A 19,860-nucleotide genomic window follows, 5' to 3' on the forward strand; every position below is an offset into this window, starting at 1 on the left:
TAGTGAGAAATTGTATTCCGCTCTCAGGCCTTATTTATTTTCAAGTAATTCCTTATTTGGAACACTTGTTGAATTTCTTATGATAAGCTCAGGCTCGTATACAATGGATTGTTGGGGAATGGCTTCTGAACTTTCCTTCTCTACAGCGGCAACAATCCATTTCGCAGCTTCGATTCCCATTCGTGTTTTGGGATGGGCAACGGAAGTAAGCTTTACCTCAGAAGCCTCAGCCAGATAAGAGTCATCGTATCCGACAATAGAAATATCATCGGGGACTTTCAAATCTAGATCCCGAAGTAAATGGAGCACAGCTAAAGCAACCTGATCGTTATAACAAACAATTCCAGTAGGGGCTGTTTTAGGGGATACGAAAAGCTCCTTTAACTTTTCCAGCATACGCTCTAGTTCGTGTTTCCCCGTTGCATAGGTGATAATCATTTCAGGGAATAATGATATGTTATTCTCTCTAAAAGCACGTATAAAACCTTGCATACGATTGCTCCCCTGTAGATCGTCAGCCTTAAAAAGACCAATAATTCTTTCATGGCCGAGCTTGATTAAATGCTCTGTTGCAATGAAGCCACCATTTTCGTCATTTACGATAATATGCGGCGGATTAAGCTGAGGATACACTTGATTGATCATTAAATAAGGAATGTGATTTTGCTCCAGCTCTAAATAATAGTTCATATTAGGATTGTAACTGCTGCTTTTTGTAGGCTCAACGATTAACCCATCAATGTTTCTGCTTAGCATGGTTTGTAAACACTGCTTTTCTTTTTCGAGATCATTATCTGTACAAGCAAAGCTTAAGGAATAGCCATGGCTCGTCAAATAGGATTCGATGCCCTTAATGATTGAAGGGAAAATATAGTCCGAAATATATGTGGTAATGACACCGATATTTTTTCCGTTCCCATTCGTAGGTTGTTGCTGTTCATTTTCTTGCATGTGTGGTTGACCATTTTGCTGAATTTTGTTTGAACAAAATGTGCCAGCGCCTTGTTCTCTGTACAACCATCCTTGGTGCACGAGGTCACCCACAGCTTGACGAATCGTGTGTCTGCTGACATTGAACATTTTTACAAGTTCATTTTCAGAATAAATCTTTTCTCCAGGCTTGACTTCACCGCTTGTGATCCATTCTTTTATTGTTTCCTTTACCATATTGTATTTTGTTTGTTGCCCCATGCGGCGACCACCACTTTCAACTTGTATGTGAATTGAATTATTTATGCGTACAACTAAAACTTTATTATATACTATAGTAACAAAGAGTATAGAGCGGTGTAAATAGGACGTATCCAGATGCTGTGATACAAACATTTGAATGAACAGTCTCGGAATTTATAGTTGTTGAACCTTCGCTGTATATATATTTGTTCAGATGCTACTTCCCTACGTTAACTTGATGGGCATGTGTCAGAATCTTCAAGAAATTTTTATTGAAAAAAACAAGAAAGATGGTAAAATCTAATTAATGTTATACGTACAAGTTAGACTCACCCCCATGAATAAACGCAAGTTGTAATTATAAAAAATGGCGGTTATTTCTGTCCTAATTTTTTATTTGTACGTATGAGTAATCTGAGATGAACTAGTTTTTTGATAGACTATGTATATCATTCGTATGATTGGTAGTTATAGCCGCGTTTAACTCTGATACAGGACGGTGAATAGGGTAAAACCTTCAATTGGTGTCGATCTTTGGACACAGTCTGGAAAAGCATTACTGGTAGGGATAGAAAGAATGTAAGTTTTTGAGAGGGAATTCTCTCTTAAGATAAGGGAGTTTATATGATTCATCATCTAATGGTAATCACAGGTACTGGAAGTAGGTTAGCGGGGATCCCCATGATAACTATCAGCGAATTGAATAGTTACGCATAAACAAATATGAGGATTGGAGGAAAATTACATGAGTCTTAATATAAAAAATGCTATTCAAAGGGGCAAAACAGTACTTGGTATTGAACTTGGTTCAACCCGAATTAAAGCAGTTCTCATTGGAGAAGATCATGCACCGATCGCATCTGGTAGCCATGACTGGGAAAATAGCTATGTGAACAACATCTGGACATACAGCATTGAGGATATTTGGAAGGGCATACAAGACAGCTATCAAAGGATGGCTAACGATGTAAAACAGCAATATGGTATCACCTTACAAACAGTAGGAGCAATCGGTTTTAGTGGGATGATGCATGGCTATATGACTTTTGACAAAGATGGAGAGCTTCTGGTGCCTTTTCGCACTTGGCGTAACAATATGACTGAACAATCTTCGAAAGCGCTAACAAAATTGTTTAACTACCAAATTCCTCAAAGATGGAGCATTGCTCATCTGTATCAAGCGATCTTGAATCAGGAAGAACATATTGCTGATATTCGCTTCCAGACAACGCTAGCTGGTTATATTCATTGGAAACTGACAGGGCAGAAGGTTCTGGGAGTTGGTGAAGCGTCGGGTGTATTTCCAATTAATTTGAATACGAAGAACTATAATCAAACAATGAGCAAGCAATTCAATGAATTGATTGCATCTCGTAATCTGCCGTGGAAGCTTGAAGATATTTTGCCTAAGGTTTTGGTAGCGGGCGAAAACGCCGGCGTACTTACAGAAGAAGGGGCGAAGCTTCTGGATGTTACCGGAGAGCTGAAGGCTGGTATTCCACTTTGTCCGCCGGAGGGTGATGCAGGAACGGGTATGGTCGCAACGAACAGCATAGCGAAGCGTACTGGTAATGTTTCTGCCGGAACATCAGTATTTGCAATGGTTGTACTGGAAAAGGAACTGTCCAAAGTATATTCCGAGATTGACCTCGTTACCACACCTGCTGGTAATCTGGTAGCTATGGCTCATTCCAACAACTGCTCCTCAGACCTGAATGCATGGGTCGGATTGTTTGATGAATTTTCAAAAGCAATGGGTATAGATGCTGACATGAATAAGTTGTATGGAACTTTATATAATTTGGCTCTTCAAGGAGATTCGGATTGCGGCGGCCTATTGGCTTATGGGTATCTTTCCGGTGAGCACATTACCCACTTTGAAGAAGGTCGTCCATTGTTTGTTCGCTCATCAGATAGCAATTTCAATCTGGCTAATTTCGTACGTGTACACTTATTTACAGCATTGGGCGCACTGAAAATTGGTATGGATATTCTTCTCAAACAAGAAGAAGTGAAACTGGATGAAATTCTAGGCCACGGAGGTTTGTTTAAGACGAAAGATGTTGGACAGAGCATCATGGCTGCGGCTCTTAATGTTCCTGTTTCCGTTATGGAAACCGCAGGAGAAGGCGGAGCATGGGGTATTGCCCTGCTTGCAGCTTATATGATGAACAAAGCGGATAATGAAACGCTAGAGGAGTATTTAAGCCAGAAAGTATTTGCAGAAAAAGCCAGTATGGCTATGTCCCCTGATCCTAGGGATGTAGAAGGCTTTGAACGATTTATGAAACGTTACACCGAGGGGCTTGCAATCGAAAGAGCGGCAATCGAAAGTCTGTAATAAATATTTAGAAATTGATTACTTAGCAATGCACTCAATAGGAGTATAAAAACAATTTCAATACATCTAACTCAATCTACTCACTCTAACCTTTAGTGAGTAGATTTTTCCGCTTTAAGAAAGTAAAGCGTTTCGAACAGCCGAACAGGTCCTTTGCGGAGTGAAGGTGCTGCATATGCTGAAAAAAGGACAACTCCAACAAGAGGTGAAGTCTGTCCAAAGTGAGATTGAATTCATACATAATTTATTTGGGGTAGTATTATAATTCACAACTGAAAAGGATATTGAGATTCTATGCTTTAACAAGTCATATTTGTATCTTAAATTGCGTTCAAAAATGATTGAATAAATGGGATAGCAGCACCTATAGGAACTCCATTTTCAGGTGAACGGCTAATATGAATAAAGGGCTCATTGCTTGGAAATGCCGTTCTTTCATAAACTTTTTCATGAAGAATTTGAATATCTTTTTTCTTTAAATAAGAGGATATATGCCCGCCTAGAATAAATTCTCTGTTAATGACAAGATGGATATTGTTGATCGAAAATGCTAAATGATCTAAAAAAGTATTCCATCTCTCCACATATGGAAGCGTCCCGGAACGCACCTGTTCGAAGAAAAAATCTAATGATTCTCCTTCTTCTAAGAGCGCATTAACTGAGCAATAGGTTTCCATGCAGCCTTTCTTTCCACAGTAACAAGGAGAACCATTTGGATCCATCGTCATATGTTCTACCGTACCGCTATGTCCTTCTTTTCCCATCTCAATTTGATCATTCATGATAATGGCTCCCCCAAGGTGCCTACCAATGGACAGATAGATAGCATCTCCAATGTCATTTCTTACCCACAGCTCTGTTGTTGCTGCACACTTTGCATCATGTACAAAGATACAAGGGTACTTGAGATACTGTGAAAAAACACCAATCTCTAACCCTGTACAGTTTAATATTTTTCCGTACGTAATTTTTTGTCCATCAATTGATGTTAATGCTTGTACAGCAAGCCCAATCCCAAGAACCTGCTCTTCTGTCACATCTAAAGATGAGATGAACGATTGTACAGCATCGCTTAGCTCTTTGTAATAACTATCTGTATTGGAATAACTAAGCGACAATTCCGTTTGCTGGAAGGCAGCACCAAGTAAATCAATTGCTAAGATTCGGACAGTCTCTTTCTGAATTTCTACGCCAATACTAATACGGGCTTGAGGACATATGTCATAAGCAGTTGCGCGCCTGCCAACGGAAGATTCAAATTGTCCGCTCTTCTCAATTAGTTTTTTTTCCTCTAAGCGAACTAGATTTTGGGTTATAGTAGGTAAACTCAAGCGAAGTTGATTCGCAATTTCTTGTTTTGAAAGCTTTCCATTTTGATAAATGAGATGGTAAATCGCTGAGTAATTACTCTTTTTTATATCTTTAAATGTAATGCCCTGATCCATGAAAATACCTCATTATATAAAATAGTTTTATAAAACTTCTTTGCTTAATTCTATTTAAATATATCACACAAGATAAAGTAATAACAACTTTGGCAAGATGTATTTTGCCAATTTTAAACTTTTTGAATGTTGACTAACAAAGAAGGAAGTTTTATTATGTGAGTATATTTTATAAAATGATTTTACAAAATTAATTTATAAAAGGGGAGAGGATTAAACATGGGAATTATTGAAAAAATGAGATTGGATGGAAAGAAAATTTTTGTCACTGGCGGCGCAAGGGGAATTGGTAAAAGTGTTGCAACCGCTTTCGCTGAAGCGGGAGCAGATTTAGCGATTGTGGACTTGGATCTCGACGAAGCAAAAAAGACAGCTGCAGAACTCGAAGAAAACAATGGAATTAAAGCGATTGCAATTAAAGCAGATGTCACAAAACAAGAAGATGTAGATGCGATGATCGAAGAAATTTTGAATGTTTTTGGACGTTTAGATGTTGCCTTCTGTAATGCAGGGATCTGTATGAACATTCCAGCTGAGGAAATGACATATGACCAGTGGAAAAAAGTAATTGATATTAATCTTAATGGTGTATTTTTAACAGCACAAGCAGCCGGAAAGGTTATGTTAAAACAAGGTGGCGGTTCCATTATTAATACTGCATCCATGTCAGGACATATTGTGAATGTGCCACAACCACAGTGCTCCTACAATGCTTCTAAAGCAGGTGTGATCCAGCTGACAAAATCGCTAGCAGTGGAATGGGCAACAAGAAATGTACGCGTTAATTGCATCAGCCCAGGATATATCGGAACAGAGCTTACCTTAAATTCTCCAAGCTTACAGCCTTTGATTGAACAATGGAACAAGGTGGCACCGCTTGGGCGAATGGGAAAACCTGAAGAACTTCAGTCCATTTGCGTCTATCTTGCAGGGGACACTAGCAGCTTTACGACAGGAGCTGACTTTGTTATAGACGGTGCGTTTACTTGTATTTAATAGATTGAAAGAATCTGACTTTTTTATAAAAGGAGACTATCAATGAACTACTTACTTGGAACAGATATTGGAACATCTGGTACCAAAACGATTTTAATGGATACAGATGGCAATCTGATTGCTCAAGATTTACAGGAATATGATGTATTAACCCCAAAGCCTTTATGGGCCGAGCAGTGGCCGGATGTATGGCTGCATGCAGCGAAAGCATCTATTAAAAATACGGTACAGAAATCAGGAATTCCATCAGAGAAAATTCGGGGGATAGCTATTAGCGGTCTGTATGGGGGTTCTGGAATTCCATTGGACGAAAACATGGAACCTGTCAGGCCGTGTATGATTTGGATGGACCGTAGAGCAGAGAAAGAAACAAAGTGGGTCCTAGATCATATCGGAGAAGAAAGGCTTCTAGAAATTACCCATAATGGAGCTGACCCTTATTACGGCTATACGAAAATATTATGGATGAAAAATCATGAACCGGAAAACTGGAAAAAAACAAAGATCTTTTTGCCGCCAAATGATTATGTCATTTATAAACTTACCGGAGAAATTGTCATTGATTATTCTTCTGCAGGAAATATCGGCGGTATTTTCGATATGAATAACAGAACCTGGTCTAAAGAAATGATGGAGGCAATGGGAATTCCTCTGTCGATGATGCCAGAAAAAATCGTTGAATCAACGGATATTGTTGGTGGATTGACAAAAGAAGTTGCAGCTGAGCTGGGGCTTTCTGAAGGAATGCCAGTGATCGCAAGTGGTATTGACTGCGGTGCTGCCAATATCGGCCTTGGTGTATTTGAATCTGGTATTTATGCAGCGGCAATCGGAACTTCTATGTGCGCAGCATTAATTTCTGATAAACCAGTGAAAGGAAAAGGTTTGATTGTTTGGCCATATTTATATGATGCCAAAAGACTATCCTATTATTTTGCTGGTGGAGCTACAGCTGGAGCAATTGTGAAATGGTTCCGGCAAACGATGTGTCAATTTGAAATCGAAGCGGAAAAAGCTGGTGGGAAAAATGCATATGATGTTTTAAATGAACAGGCAGCTAATATTCCGGTTGGAAGTGAAGGTCTGATTGTACTTCCTTACTTTATGGGAGAAAGAAGTCCTATTTGGGATTCAGATGCAAAAGGAACAATCGTTGGGCTTTCATTGGCGCATACAAAGGCCCATATGTACCGTGCATTTTTAGAAGCGGTTGCGTTTTCTTTAAGAGATGCGATGAAAACGACCGGAGAAAATCTCGGCGAATATATCTTGCTTGCAGGTGGTGTGACAAAGTCAAAGTTGTGGAGACAAATCTTTGCAGATGTTACTGGCTATCCAGTTGTTTGTCCAGTTCACGATGTAGAAGCGAATATGGGGGATGTTATGCTTGCTGGCATTGGAACAGGTCTTCTATCCTATGAAGATGTGAAAGAGTGGCAAGTATTAGATGAAAAGATTATGCCAAATAACGAGAATCATGAAAAATACAATGAATATTATGGTGTTTATAAATCTATATACAAAAATTTAAAGAATGATATGAAAACGCTGACAAACATTTCAGCAACATAATTTATAGCGTATGCTTCAAAAAAATAATCTGAAATTAAACAGATATGCGTTGCAAATGAATAAATGGAAAAAAGAACTGGATATGGGGCTGACGATCTAGCAGGCAACTTTGTATTTATATCGTGCAGTCGGTTTAGAAGGGAATACCATTGATTTTGATCTAAGTGAATCAAGAGATAAACAAGCAGTCAAGCGCCTTTTCAAGAAAACCTTGGCTGCTTCTCATATTTGTAAGCCTCGTGTTATAAACAGTAGACAAAAATCCCGCCTATTCTGTAGCGATTCAAGAGTGAAAAGAAGAGAACATATACATTCCTTTCATCATACTGTAATCATGCTGATTATTATTAATAATCTCTTATAAGCAAAATTATTTAAGAGTCGTATAGTGAATAAGTCTATGCGATTCTTATTTTTCTAAAAAGGAGAATAGTAACGTTGTGAGAAGAGGATTTTGGGTGAAAAGTTATCCCTTTATAGTGATTGCAATCGTCTCGTTGCTTGTAGGAGGAGCGATAAATAGTTTCTTTTTATATAACGACGTTAAGATGAAGGATAAACCGAATAAAAAGCTAGCGACTCCGTTGTTTTTCGAAAAAGAAGTTAAGGACCTTCCAGAAATTCAGGAACCAGAGGGATTTGATTGGAGACAATTTGACGGAGTTACAATTAATATGATCACTGAAAATACGCCGCCTTCAATAGCTTTAGCAGCGAATATTTGGAGATTTGAGGCTGTAACAGGAATTAAGATCAATATGGAACTCGATAATTTGGGGACAGTCATTGAGAAGACAGGGCTTGATATGAATGCGGCAGCAGCCAAATATCAGATTATTTATGCCGATCCATACCAAATTCTTCCCCAGTATGATAAGGGATTTGTTGATTTACACAAGTTTAATGATGACCCTAAATTGCCGCATGTACCAGGAGGATTAGGAGATTTTATTCAAAATCAGCTTAACGTTGTCAGCTACATGGGCAATAAAGATAAGCTGTTAACATTGCCATATGATGCGTCTACAATGCTGCTTGCGTATAGAAAAGATGTGTTTGAAAAATACAAAGACAGCTTTATGGCGGAGCATGGGTATGATTGGACGCCTGGTCCCAATCTGTCGTGGGATCAGTATTATGAAATTGGCAAGTGGATTAACGAGAAGGCTGCAAATGGCACTATTACTGAGGTAAAGTATGGGATTGGGCATCAAGCAAAGCGTGGGGATTCCTTAATGAATGATTTTAGTAATATTCTTGCGGCTAATGGCGGTGATTATGTTGAGATGTCAAATATTGAACAGGGGAAATCAGATGCTGTGCTGCAATCAGTTCGTTTTTATCGGAAGTTGATAAAAATAGCTGCACCGGAGAGTATTTCATGGGATTGGACACAGCTTGCAGATGCCTTTGCAAATGGGGATCTTGCAATGGCGCCCGAGTGGCATGATTTTTCTGCATTATTTGAGGATAAAACAAAATCCAATGTGTCCGGCAAGGTGGGTTGGGCTATCCTGCCAAAGGGAAAGAAGGGCTATGCCAATTCATTTGGCGGCACAGGATTGGCAATTAATAAATATGCGAGTGAGAAGGAGCAAAAGGCAGCATGGTTATTTCTTATATGGGCTACAGCACCGCAAACACAATATATGCTTTTGCAATCAACTACTGGTGGATCAACACCAACCCGTTATTCTGTGTATGCACTTCCTGACATCCAAAAAGACTTGCAGGATGGGACGCCGGATTCAAAAAAACTACCTAATTTACTACCAATGAAGGCTGCCTTTGAGGCTTGGAAAGATGAAAATACGTACGTACGACCAAAAATACCGCAGTGGCAGCAAGCAAATATGTTGATTTTTACTGAACTATCGAAAATGCTCTTAAATAAGCAAACTCCGGAAGAAACGGTACGAAGCATTGCTAGGAAAAGCAATGAAGCACTGGGTAAGAATGAGTAACAGGCCATGTTCATACTTGCAACGGGGAGGAGAATGACACAATGAATCAAGAGCTAGCCATGATTAATTCTCGACAGAAAGAGCTAATAGGTACACTATTGCTTGCCAAGAAGCCGATTTCATATGAACAGTTAGCTGATATATTTAAGGTGAGCGTACGGACAATCCAAAGAGAAGTAACATCATTAAAGTCGGTGTTAAAATATTATGATTTAAAAATAGGGAGGAAAATAGGGTTTGGAATTGAGCTGAAAGGTTCTGTAGAAGGAAGAGAAAGGTTGGAAGAACATCTCGGACAGATAAAAGCGTTATCAGCGTATTCTCCTGAAGAGCGTTGGGAAGGGATTGCATATGAATTACTGCTTTCTAAGGAGCCAATGAAGCAGTTTGTGTTCGGCAGCCACTATGGTGTTACAGAGGCAACAATTAGTAATGATTTAGATAAAGTAGCTGTATGGTTACAGAAAGGAAATATTGAACTTGCGCGTGTGCCAGGAATTGGCGTTTATGTGAAAGGGACAGAGCAACAGCGTAGAACAATGTTATCATATTTGCTTCATAAAGATATTGCATTTGAAGAATGGCTGGAACTGTTTTATCGATCTAAACAAGATGAATCCTCTGGAGAAAAAGATACCTTGGGCTCGGTAATTAGGAATAGGCTTCTTAAGTTTGTACACACACCGAATATTTTAGTTGTTGAACAGGCTGTGCATAAGGCATTAAGGGAAAAACAATCAAGTGTTGAGCTAACCGATCGTAATTATGTAAATCTTATTGTTCATTTAATGCTGGCAGTAGAACGAATTAAACACGACAGGGTAATTGAAGAGTCAACGGCACTACCAAATCCGAGCATAGATGAAGCAATTTATTCACTTGCTGAGAAAATCGTCTCCAATATTGAAAATGAACTTGCTATCTCTATTCCAAACATAGAGGTAAACTATATTGCTCTCCATCTTGCAGGAGCCCAGCTATTAAGAGAGCAAATGATAAAGGCTGAAGAGCCCCAGGAATTTGAATGGCTCGAATTAACAAGCAGCTTTATTCATACAGTCGAATATTATCTTGGAGAGTCATTTGAAGGGGATGAGTTGCTGCTTGAGGGGCTAGTTTCTCACTTTGTTCCAGCCTTTAATCGCTTAAAACTAGGTTTACAAATCCATAATCCAATGCTTGAAAAAATTAGAGATCGCTATCCAGAAATTTTTATTGCATGTGAAAAAGCTTGTATGATTCTTACAGAAAAAACCGGATACTCCATACCAGAAGGCGAGATTGGTTATTTGGCTATGCATATTGGTGCAGCAATGCTTCGTAAAAAAGAGATGTTACAAAAGGACTACCGGGCTGTTGTTGTGTGTGCAAGCGGACTCGGTACATCGACGTATCTTGCGTCTCAGCTGCGTACTGAAATACCGAATCTGAAAATAGAGGGGGTTATCTCTGTAAATCAAATTCAAGAATGGATTCAAGATCATGGTTCGGTTGATATATTTATTTCTACAATTGTGTTCCCTCCGTTAGAAAATGAAAATATTGTTATTGTTAGCCCCTTCTTACGGAAAGAGGATGTATCCAGAATTCAGAGTTCTTTAAAAGATATTCCGAAGCAACGGTTATTGGAACAAAAGGAAGCAGCAAAAGGGGGTCAGCAGCTTTCGATGATGTCACTGGCTAGATTTGGCGAAGCAATGGTACAAATTTTGCGGAATGTAGCAGTGATTGAAGATATCCAAGTCAAGGGACCGATTTTAGCAACTATATTAAATACAATGCAACATAATAGCGTAGTGTGTGAGTACGATACGCTGTATGAGGATATTGAAAGGCGTGAACGGCAGGGGAGCTTTGTATTAGATGATTTAGCGATGATTCATGCTCGGTCAGAAGGGGTAACTGAGTTATTAGCAGTGGTTTTTCGGACAAGGGAACGTGTAAAATGGCGTCGTGATGATAATAAAGAACAGCTAATCAATACATTTTTATTATTAGTAGTACCTAAGGATGCCCCAAAAGAACATGTTAAGATGCTGAGTAAAATTAGCTCCATGCTAATTGAAGAATCATTCTTGACTATGTTAAAAGGAGCGCCACTTCATGAAGTGAAAGCTACGCTAGATGATGTGCTATCGAAAGCATATGCCGCTACAGCAAAAGGCACCTTAAAGGGGTTATCGAATAGATGAGGAAGCTTGGTCAGTTATTGAGTGCCATGATATGGCAAAATATTGCTGTGATTATTTCTGTGGGCATGATTCGCGAAGTGTTTGGAGTATACGGTTGGTGGTATAATGAGCGGATTCTATTACTAGTTGATCCTATTTATAATACGTTATTGCCTATTTTATTAGGATATACTGGCGGTAAATTGATCGGAGGGCAGCGAGGTGCTGTTGTAGCATCCTTTGTTATCTATGGATTAACGCTTTCTAGCTCTGCCCCTGTTATCTTTGCCGCTATGGTGATAGGGCCCCTGATTGGTTGGATGATTCGTAAGTGTGATCAGACTATAAAAGGAAGGATTCCAGTTGGTTACGAATTATTAATTAATAATGTACTAGCATCGTTGATTGGGGTTAGTTTTACCGTTGTTTGCTTTCTTTATGTTGGTCAAACACTATCTGCGGGGGTGGAATGGTCCACAAAGTATTTAGAAGAAATCATTTATTCGGGTTGGCTGCCGTTAGCCGCTGTTATCATTGAACCCGCTAAGGTATTCTTTCTTAATAACATAGTAAACTACGGTATATTAGCCCCTTTGGGTATCCAACAAACAAAGGAACTTGGTAAGTCTATATTTTTTCTATTAGAATCAAATCCTGGTCCAGGTCTGGGGATTTTGCTTGCCTATTGGTTAAAAAGTGCAGGAGAAAAACGAAGGGGAGCTCAGTTAGCACTGTTTATTCAATTTTTTGGGGGAATTCATGAGGTTTACTTTTCTTACGTTTTAAGAAGGCCCATGCTCATTTTAGGTTTAATGCTAGGCGGAATGACAGGAATTATTATATTTCAGATGTTTGATGTTGGTACCGTCTCTCTTCCATCGCCAGGAAGTATTTTTTTATTTTTAGCGTTAGCTCCAAAAGAAGATATGGTGTTTGTGTTTATGGGGGTTTTTCTTTCGGCAGCCGTTACATTCCTTTGCAGTATGCTCATATTAAAGCCATTCACTGAATCACCGACAGAGCAAGAGAATAGAGAGCAAGTTACTTTTATGAATAAATTAGAAACGATAGAGAATCTGAATGAAGAGGAGGTAGCAATACACCAAACTATCAACACTGGTGAACCCGATTATATAGTTTGTGATCCGGGAGCAATCAACTATACCTCCAGCATTGAAAAAATTGTATTTGTTTGTGAAGTTGGCCTAGGCTCAAGCGCGATGGGTGCTGCTATGTTAAGGAGAAAGCTAGAACAAGCAAATCTACAAATAGAAGTAGATAATTCATCTGTTGATGAAATTCCTCAGGATACGGACTTGATTATCTGTCATCAGAAGCTTGTCGCAGACGTGGAAAAGTATGCCCCAAACAAAATATATTACCCTTTGCAATCATTTACGGATATAGATGCATATGATACGCTTATTGATAAATTAAAACTACAGTAGCAGTTACAAAAGGCTAGTTCTCATTCTAAATAGAATGGGACTAGCCTTTTTTATAAGATAAGTATAACTTTTCGGGGTGGTGTCTAGCTCCCAAGGCCCGCTTTTTCTTAGTAGGAAACTATAACAGCCTATTCATGCCTTTCCCTTCTTCCGCTTGCAACATATTGCAATACATAAAACTTAGTAAAAGGAAAAGACTGATGCTTTGAAAGGCTTAACCGGTATTTCATACGGAGACTACGTTACTCCCTCATATAAAAGGCTTTGATATACACCTTAAATTTTTTCAATTTCTACATATGACAAAGTTATGGCAACTAAGGAATGAACATTCTTTTATATACAAGTAAAATTGAAGTATGAAAACGTAATCATCCTTCCTCATTATCAGTAAGAAAGGTTGTAAGGGCTATAGTGGGCAGGGGGATGAAAAGAAGAATATGGAGGGTGAGGGCATGAATGCAGTAGGAAGAAAACAGAACTTTTTAGACAGACTGGGTATTCCTTCAAATTTAACCTGGGGATTTATCGGAATTACTTTATTTATGATTGGAGACGGTTTAGAGGCCGGTTGGCTATCTCCTTATTTAATTAAAAATGGATTGACGATGCAACAATCAGCTTTTCTTTATACTGTTTATGGAATTGCATTAACTATCTCATCTTGGTTATCGGGAATCTTCGTCCAAACTTGGGGCCCAAGAAAAGCCATGACGATTGGCTTAACTGCCTTTATAGTAGGAACAATTGGATTCGCTGGCTGGGGGTTACCTAATAATGAATACGTTGTCATGTTAGCAACATATGCTCTAAGAGGTGTAGGGTATCCATTGTTCTCGTATTCCTTCATCGTATGGATCACGTATCGAAGCCCGGAGCAAAAATTAGGTTCAGCGGTAGGATGGTTCTGGTTTGCATTTACACTCGGCTTAAATGTTTTAGGATCGTATTACTCAAGCTATGTTATTCCGAGGATTGGTGAAATACCGACATTATGGAGTGCGTTAATCTTTGTATCACTTGGCGGTTTATGTGCAATCGTGTTAAATAAAGATAAATTTGATGGGCAAGCCATGGATAAGAATACATCAAAGCTCAAGGAATTGGCAAAAGGGATTACGATTATGTTTGAAAACCCTAGAATTGCTATAGGAGGAGTTATCAGAACCATTAATACAACAGCTTCTTTTGGATTTGTTGTATTTTTCCCATCCTATGTAGGACAATATGGCTTCACGATTTCAGAATGGCTTCAAATCTATGGAACTCTATTCTCTGTAAATATTATTTGTAATTTAATTTTTGGAATTGTTGGCGATAAGCTTGGCTGGAGAGCTACAGTCGCATGGTTTGGCGGAGTGCTATGCGGGGTTTCGATAATAGCTATGTACTACACGCCGCAGATCGTCGGTCATAACTATTGGGTAATGACCATTGTTGCTAGTTTATTTGGCGCAGGTTTAGCTGGGTATGTTCCATTATCCGCTTTAATGCCTTCATTAGCGCCAGATAATAAGGGAGCAGCGATGTCTATTTTGAATTTAGGTGCAGGTTTAAGCGCATTTGTAGGACCAGCGCTCGTAGGTTTGTTTATTGGAAGTATAGGCGCAGGTGGTGTGATATGGATTTTTGCGAGTCTGTATTTTGTAAGTGCAGTGTTAACTAAGTTTCTTAAGGCAGCTAAGCAAAGCACAGCCGCGAATTATGAGGTAAAGCAAGAATGGACAGCAGGGTAAGGTTTATTATTATATAATCCGTTTAAATGAATTTTTAATTTCTTTAAACCAAGGGTTAAATATGTAATACTGAAACTGAGATAATTAAAGAAATGTAAATATTACTACACGACGACATGTTGTTTAACAATGTAGTTTTAAGGCGTATCAACACTTTGTTTGATACGCCTATTTTTTATGACTTTTTCTTCGTTTTATCACTACATTTTGGGGATTTATCAAGATTTTTATCGCTACATTTGATCTTTTTATCACTACTTTTAATACCACATTGATTTAAGTGAACTACCCACCACTTATTCGCTGTACGTCTTGAAGTGGGGGCTTCGAAAGACAAACAACATCTTTCTCTTTTATTACTACTTCACTCACAAACCTAACGGTTCATGTCCATAGCCTTGCATTTGCGGCGTTCCTACCGCTATTTGGAAACTGATACACATTATGCAGACAACACGCTCATTTCCTTCAAAACATGAGTACCGTATTGCTTGAGGTTAAGTGCTGCATTATAATCTCTATCAGTTTTTGTACCACATTCGGTACATCTGTATATCCTTTCGGATAATGTAAGTGTATCTTTCTTATGTCCACAACAATTACAGATTTTACTAGATGCGAAATATGTATCAGCAACAATATAATATTTGCCTTTTCTTTCACATTTATATTTTAGCATCGTACGGAACAGCCCAAATCCGTTGTCATGTAACTTTTTCCCTAAACGTAAGCATTGTGCCAGGTTTCGTAAATCGATATCTTCTACCACAACAGCCTGATAATCATTGGTTATCTGATTTGTCATCTTGTGGAGAGTATCTCTTCTTTTATTTTTTACCTTTGCCACGACCTTTTGGTATTTACGTACTTGTTTTTGATAATTCTTACTATATAGAATATTGCCGTTTTCATCTGTTTTCGCATGGCTCTTCTTACGAGCAAGAGATTTATTTATACGCCGTTGACGCTTTTCAATGATCTTATAGTATCTTGTATAACCAGCAATGTGACCATTGCTATCTACATACAGTTGTTCCTGACTATAATCTAAACCTATTACATCATCAGGAGATAGATCCTCTTGAGGCTGAGGTACCTTGAACGGATAATCGATGGACAAGGAGACCATATATCGAGTTCCCTCACGTTTTACCGTCGCTTTTTTAATGACACCATCCGCTGGAACATCGCGATGTAGAATTATAGAAATTCCTTCTTTGAATTTCGGAATACATAAAAAACATTCTCCGTTTTCTTGTCTTATTTTTATATTTCCGTTTGTTTGGTTTGTCGTGTAGCTTAACTTACCTTGCTTTTTACTATGGAATTTAGGTACACCTTTGATGTCTCGAAAAGTAGGAATATAACCCATGGTTTTCATTTTTTTACATACAGGTTTTTTATACTGCATAGGTTTTTTTGCATATTCCTCATTGTATTTCTGAATAGCTGCCTGAAACCTCATTTTCGCATCATTGTAGACAAAAGAATCATTGCTTTTATCTAAATAATCGTACTGGGCAGTAATCGTTGTGTAGGAAGGAACCTTATAACGAATAAAACCGCCCTCAAATCCAATTCCTTCTAAATACTCATACAAATCAGCTATATATACATTGTAAACCTTTCTCTCACACCCAAATGCTCGTTCTAGACGTATCGCTTGTTCCTCAGTAGGAACAATAGAAAAACGAAAACCAGAAGTGATCCAACCATCTGGTAAAGATTTTTTTGTTCCTTTTATATGAGTTCCATCTTCCCTAGTTGCCATTTTAAACACCACCTTCCATGTATTGGTAATACCATTATAACGAATATGTGTTCGATTCTCAATAACCAACTACAAAGAAGAGAAAAAATAGGCTTACGTCTACTGAAAATTCATCCTCCACCTACTCATGAGGGCACTGAAAAACTAACAGTCAGTTCCAAAGAATGTAAGAAAAAAGACGACATTTGTCGTCTTTTTTCTTATGCATGTTCCTCCTGATCGCTCATTCCTGCTCCATCAGTTTCAAAATTCGCTTCAGGTTGACCGTGAAAATAGCCATTGCTCCTTGTAATTCCATGCCAACGAGGCCCGAGGAGAATGCCACATCATACCCGTGCTGGTGTTTTAGCTCGCTGTTTTTTGCTTCAATCTTGTAACGTTCCTTCGCTTTTTTCTTAAAATACTCGCTGTTCTGGAACTCTTCCTGATCTGTCTGTTCCGTACTTTTGATGGATACAGAATACGTTTTGCTTTTGGCTCCTTTTTTGTAACACCCTTCTTGAAACGGACATGTCTGGCACTTCTTCACATCAAAGTAATACCTAAGGGTCGGGTTCTTTCCGGTTCCCGTCTTTCCATGACGTTTCTTTCTGATTGCCAGATGCCCAGCCTTACACACAAACATACGGGCATCCTTATTGAACTCAAATTCATCTTCTTTTTTACGAATTCCTTGTGTTACGACAGGGTTCAGTTTTGAAATGAGTTTCATATCCTCTTCCTGACAGTATGAGATGTTGTCCTTCTCTGAATATTGCCATGTCACCAATCGCTTCCTCAACCTCTATTCCAGCCACTTTGCTCTTTTCAACCAGTGTTGGAAGTTGTTTGCCATCCGGCTTTTCACCTGTCGTAATGTGGGCAGCCGTAATGATCCGCTCTTCGCATATGGCAAGATGGGTTTTGTAGCCCAAAAAGGAGGAATCTGCACTCTTGTGCCCCACTCTCGCATCTTGGTCTCTCATGCTGCGTAGCTGTTCAATATCATCGGCAATTGTTTCCTTCAATAGGTTCAACGGCTCCTTAATTTTTGGATACTCGCAAAGATGTGCTTCCTTCTCGATGACTTCCACGAGTTTCTGGCAATGCGTAATTTCGTCATCTAATGTATCCGTTGTAGGTTTGGCTGGAAACCTTTCTTTCATGGCTTCATCAACTTTATAGATGGCTTTTCTTACGTTTTTGGAACGATTCATCAGGATTTCTCTTGGTGTTTTCTGATTGTACCGTGCCTTCGTATGGGTGGAATCAACAATAATGGTTTTACTTTTGAACATTCTCTTTTCAATGGCAATCTCGACAGTCTTGTTAATCAGCAGATCCAGAAGGTTCATATCTTGCAGACGCAGTTTTCGAAATTTGGTCAGTGAGCTCGGTTCAATCACTGCTTCCTCTGGTGTCATATCTAAGAAATATTTAAAGGACATATCATATTTCGAGCGTTCTACCACATCTACATCTGATAAATCAAAGATGGTTTTCAACAATAAATATTTGAACATGCAGATCGGGTCAATCGCGTTTCGACCGTTATCATGGCAATACTTATTCTTTAGTTCCTCATAAACAAATGAAAAGTCTAAGAGATCATTTATTTTTCGTAAGAGATTATCTGCCGGAACAACAAGATCATAAATCGCCATATATGGACTCGAAACCGCTGTCTTATGTTTTTGAATCATCGCCATCACCCGTATCTAGTAATATACCTATTAATACAAAAAAACAGGCACCCATTCCTCCTTAACGGAGGAATGGGTGCCTGTTTTTTTGTAGAGTGGACTTTTTCAGTGCCCTCCCTACTCATTGGGCTACGCCCTTCGCATTCCTTGAGGAAGGGGACTTCTTTTCAGAAAATCTGTTAAAAAGCTCTGTTAAACGATAATGTTGATATTTTATAAAGGAAAATGGAGCAAAAAATAACGATCTTTTTAGTATTACCTACCTTTAATCATTTATTTAACAATTCAGATAAAAAGCAAAAGAGCTCGGCTATTCAACTAAACTGCAACGTTAGTGGAACAAGGAAAGCGACTGCCCTTATTTGACAATCGCACCCGTTTGTTTAAGTACAATATTTCACAAATTGGGAAAATCTTTTTTAAAAGCTTGTCCTGGTTTTGTTTTCTGCCTTACATACCAATTTGTAATAACCTAACAAAATAAGCAAAAGTATAGGGTCAAAAATAGCTGCATGCCATAATTTCCACCATCCATAACGAAAATATCCCCAAGGTTCAGGAAGTAAGGTAATTGCCTCATACATTACGCATGCTATTGTGAAAAGGAAAATGTAAGAAACTTGTTTTGTAACTTTGGTTCTAAAAGGAAACCAATTTAAAAACATTATGTTTACAGGTGGGACTACAAACAAATGCGGAAGAATACTTGCCCATTCTAAAACACTTTTTTTGAAAAACCAGTATCCTTCGTATTTATAAACCACAAAAACGTCAAATACACTTTGAAACGCAACGGAAAATGTCCAAATATGAAGAATTTGATTAAATGTCAGTCTTTTATTGGTTTTAAATGAAATGAAATTAAATATAATTATTGTGGTAATTAGACCTATCATTTAACCCCTCCTCTTCTATATAATTACCATTTAATAGAAAAGGATTCAGTTTTATTATTCGGTAATCACAAAATTCAATGTTCCACTAAACTGCAACGTTCGTTAAACAACATGTCTTCATTGCTAGATCAAGCCTTAAACTTCATTTTTCTTGTCTTTCAGTAAAATCTTGAGACCCTTGGTTTTTTGAAGCTATTTTAGGTTGCGTTTTTTTACTTGGAGTAGAACAAAAATCAAGTCGATACCTTAGAATCTTCTTTTCATAGTCTTAAACCAATCCTTTTTTATAAAAACCAATCTTAAATCTGCTGAAGAAGAATTTTTCAAAATGGATTCTATTTGTTTGCTGTAAAATGAGGGTTTGAGCAACATTTTTAATCAAACTTTATTTCAAAGTTACATCCCAAAAATAAGCAGGACTTATGCAAAAAGTAGGGGGATGTGTTAAGGGATAGGGAGTCCAAAACCCGCACCGCCTGGGCATTGCATAAAATCCTGCATATGTGATAAATTCAGAGATTGTGAGAAATCCAGTATTCATGCGGATTCCCGAGGGGATCCTACTTCCGGTAATGAGATGTTATGTCTACTTGACACGTATACAATATGCATAAATTTTATTCCTTTTTGGAAACGTAAAATTGTACTGTTTATAAGAAAACACG

At 38.3% G+C, this 19,860-nt stretch carries 11 protein-coding genes and 2 pseudogenes; 8 read left to right on the forward strand and 5 right to left on the reverse strand.

Features of this window, described 5'->3' with window-relative positions; translation table 11 throughout:
* Positions 1–30 precede the first annotated feature (30 nt).
* Positions 31–1,191 (reverse strand): GntR family transcriptional regulator, encoded by a 1,161-nt coding sequence (locus AAHB12_RS22725; RefSeq protein ID WP_342047251.1) that lies wholly within the window; start codon positions 1,189–1,191, stop codon positions 31–33.
* 727 nt (positions 1,192–1,918) lie between these two features.
* On the opposite strand from AAHB12_RS22725, the gene AAHB12_RS22730 reads away from it, so the two are divergent.
* Entirely contained in the window at positions 1,919–3,514 is a 1,596-nt protein-coding gene (locus AAHB12_RS22730; RefSeq protein WP_342047252.1) for a xylulokinase, read from the forward strand.
* A gap of 320 nt (positions 3,515–3,834) precedes the next feature.
* Here AAHB12_RS22730 and AAHB12_RS22735 read toward each other — a convergent pair whose 3' ends face one another.
* Positions 3,835–4,959, reverse strand: coding sequence for an ROK family transcriptional regulator (locus AAHB12_RS22735; protein ID WP_342047253.1), 1,125 nt, complete (start codon positions 4,957–4,959; stop codon positions 3,835–3,837).
* Between the two features lie 219 nt (positions 4,960–5,178).
* Here AAHB12_RS22735 and AAHB12_RS22740 point away from each other — a divergent pair, with 219 nt between their 5' ends.
* The 7 genes and pseudogenes from AAHB12_RS22740 (at position 5,179) to AAHB12_RS22770 (ending at position 14,846) form a co-directional block, all read left to right on the forward strand.
* Positions 5,179–5,955: an SDR family oxidoreductase gene (locus AAHB12_RS22740; protein WP_342047254.1), complete on the forward strand. Its 777-nt coding sequence runs from the start codon at positions 5,179–5,181 to the stop codon at positions 5,953–5,955.
* Between the two features lie 42 nt (positions 5,956–5,997).
* The gene (locus tag AAHB12_RS22745; RefSeq protein ID WP_342047257.1) at positions 5,998–7,527 is read left to right on the forward strand and encodes an FGGY-family carbohydrate kinase; all 1,530 of its coding nucleotides are present in this window, start codon (positions 5,998–6,000) and stop codon (positions 7,525–7,527) included.
* Between the two features lie 109 nt (positions 7,528–7,636).
* Positions 7,637–7,817, forward strand: a pseudogene (locus AAHB12_RS22750) (DDE-type integrase/transposase/recombinase); the annotation flags it as partial.
* Positions 7,818–7,967: 150 nt separating this feature from the next.
* Positions 7,968–9,491: an extracellular solute-binding protein gene (locus AAHB12_RS22755; protein WP_342047258.1), complete on the forward strand. Its 1,524-nt coding sequence runs from the start codon at positions 7,968–7,970 to the stop codon at positions 9,489–9,491.
* A 41-nt stretch (positions 9,492–9,532) separates the two neighbouring features.
* Entirely contained in the window at positions 9,533–11,683 is a 2,151-nt protein-coding gene (locus AAHB12_RS22760) for a BglG family transcription antiterminator (RefSeq protein WP_342047260.1), read from the forward strand.
* Positions 11,680–13,110 (forward strand): PTS mannitol transporter subunit IICB, encoded by a 1,431-nt coding sequence (locus tag AAHB12_RS22765; RefSeq protein WP_342047262.1) that lies wholly within the window; start codon positions 11,680–11,682, stop codon positions 13,108–13,110. The genes AAHB12_RS22760 and AAHB12_RS22765 overlap by 4 nt, the downstream gene beginning before the upstream one ends.
* A 455-nt stretch (positions 13,111–13,565) precedes the next feature.
* Entirely contained in the window at positions 13,566–14,846 is a 1,281-nt protein-coding gene (locus tag AAHB12_RS22770; protein ID WP_342047264.1) for an MFS transporter, read from the forward strand.
* Positions 14,847–15,288: 442 nt separating this feature from the next.
* Here the strand turns inward: AAHB12_RS22770 and AAHB12_RS22775 are convergent, their stop codons facing one another.
* The 3 genes and pseudogenes from AAHB12_RS22775 to AAHB12_RS22785 all read right to left on the reverse strand — a co-directional run bounded on the left by AAHB12_RS22775 (position 15,289) and on the right by AAHB12_RS22785 (position 19,195).
* A complete protein-coding gene (locus AAHB12_RS22775; protein ID WP_342047265.1) occupies positions 15,289–16,617 on the reverse strand; it encodes an RNA-guided endonuclease InsQ/TnpB family protein in 1,329 nt (442 codons plus the stop codon).
* 223 nt (positions 16,618–16,840) lie between these two features.
* Positions 16,841–18,299, reverse strand: a pseudogene (locus tag AAHB12_RS22780) (IS1182 family transposase).
* A 419-nt stretch (positions 18,300–18,718) separates the two neighbouring features.
* Positions 18,719–19,195, reverse strand: a complete 477-nt coding sequence (locus AAHB12_RS22785; RefSeq protein WP_342047268.1) for a hypothetical protein — start codon at positions 19,193–19,195, stop codon at positions 18,719–18,721.
* Positions 19,196–19,860 lie beyond the last annotated feature (665 nt).

The sequence above is a fragment of the Bacillus sp. OTU530 genome (genome assembly GCF_038440375.1).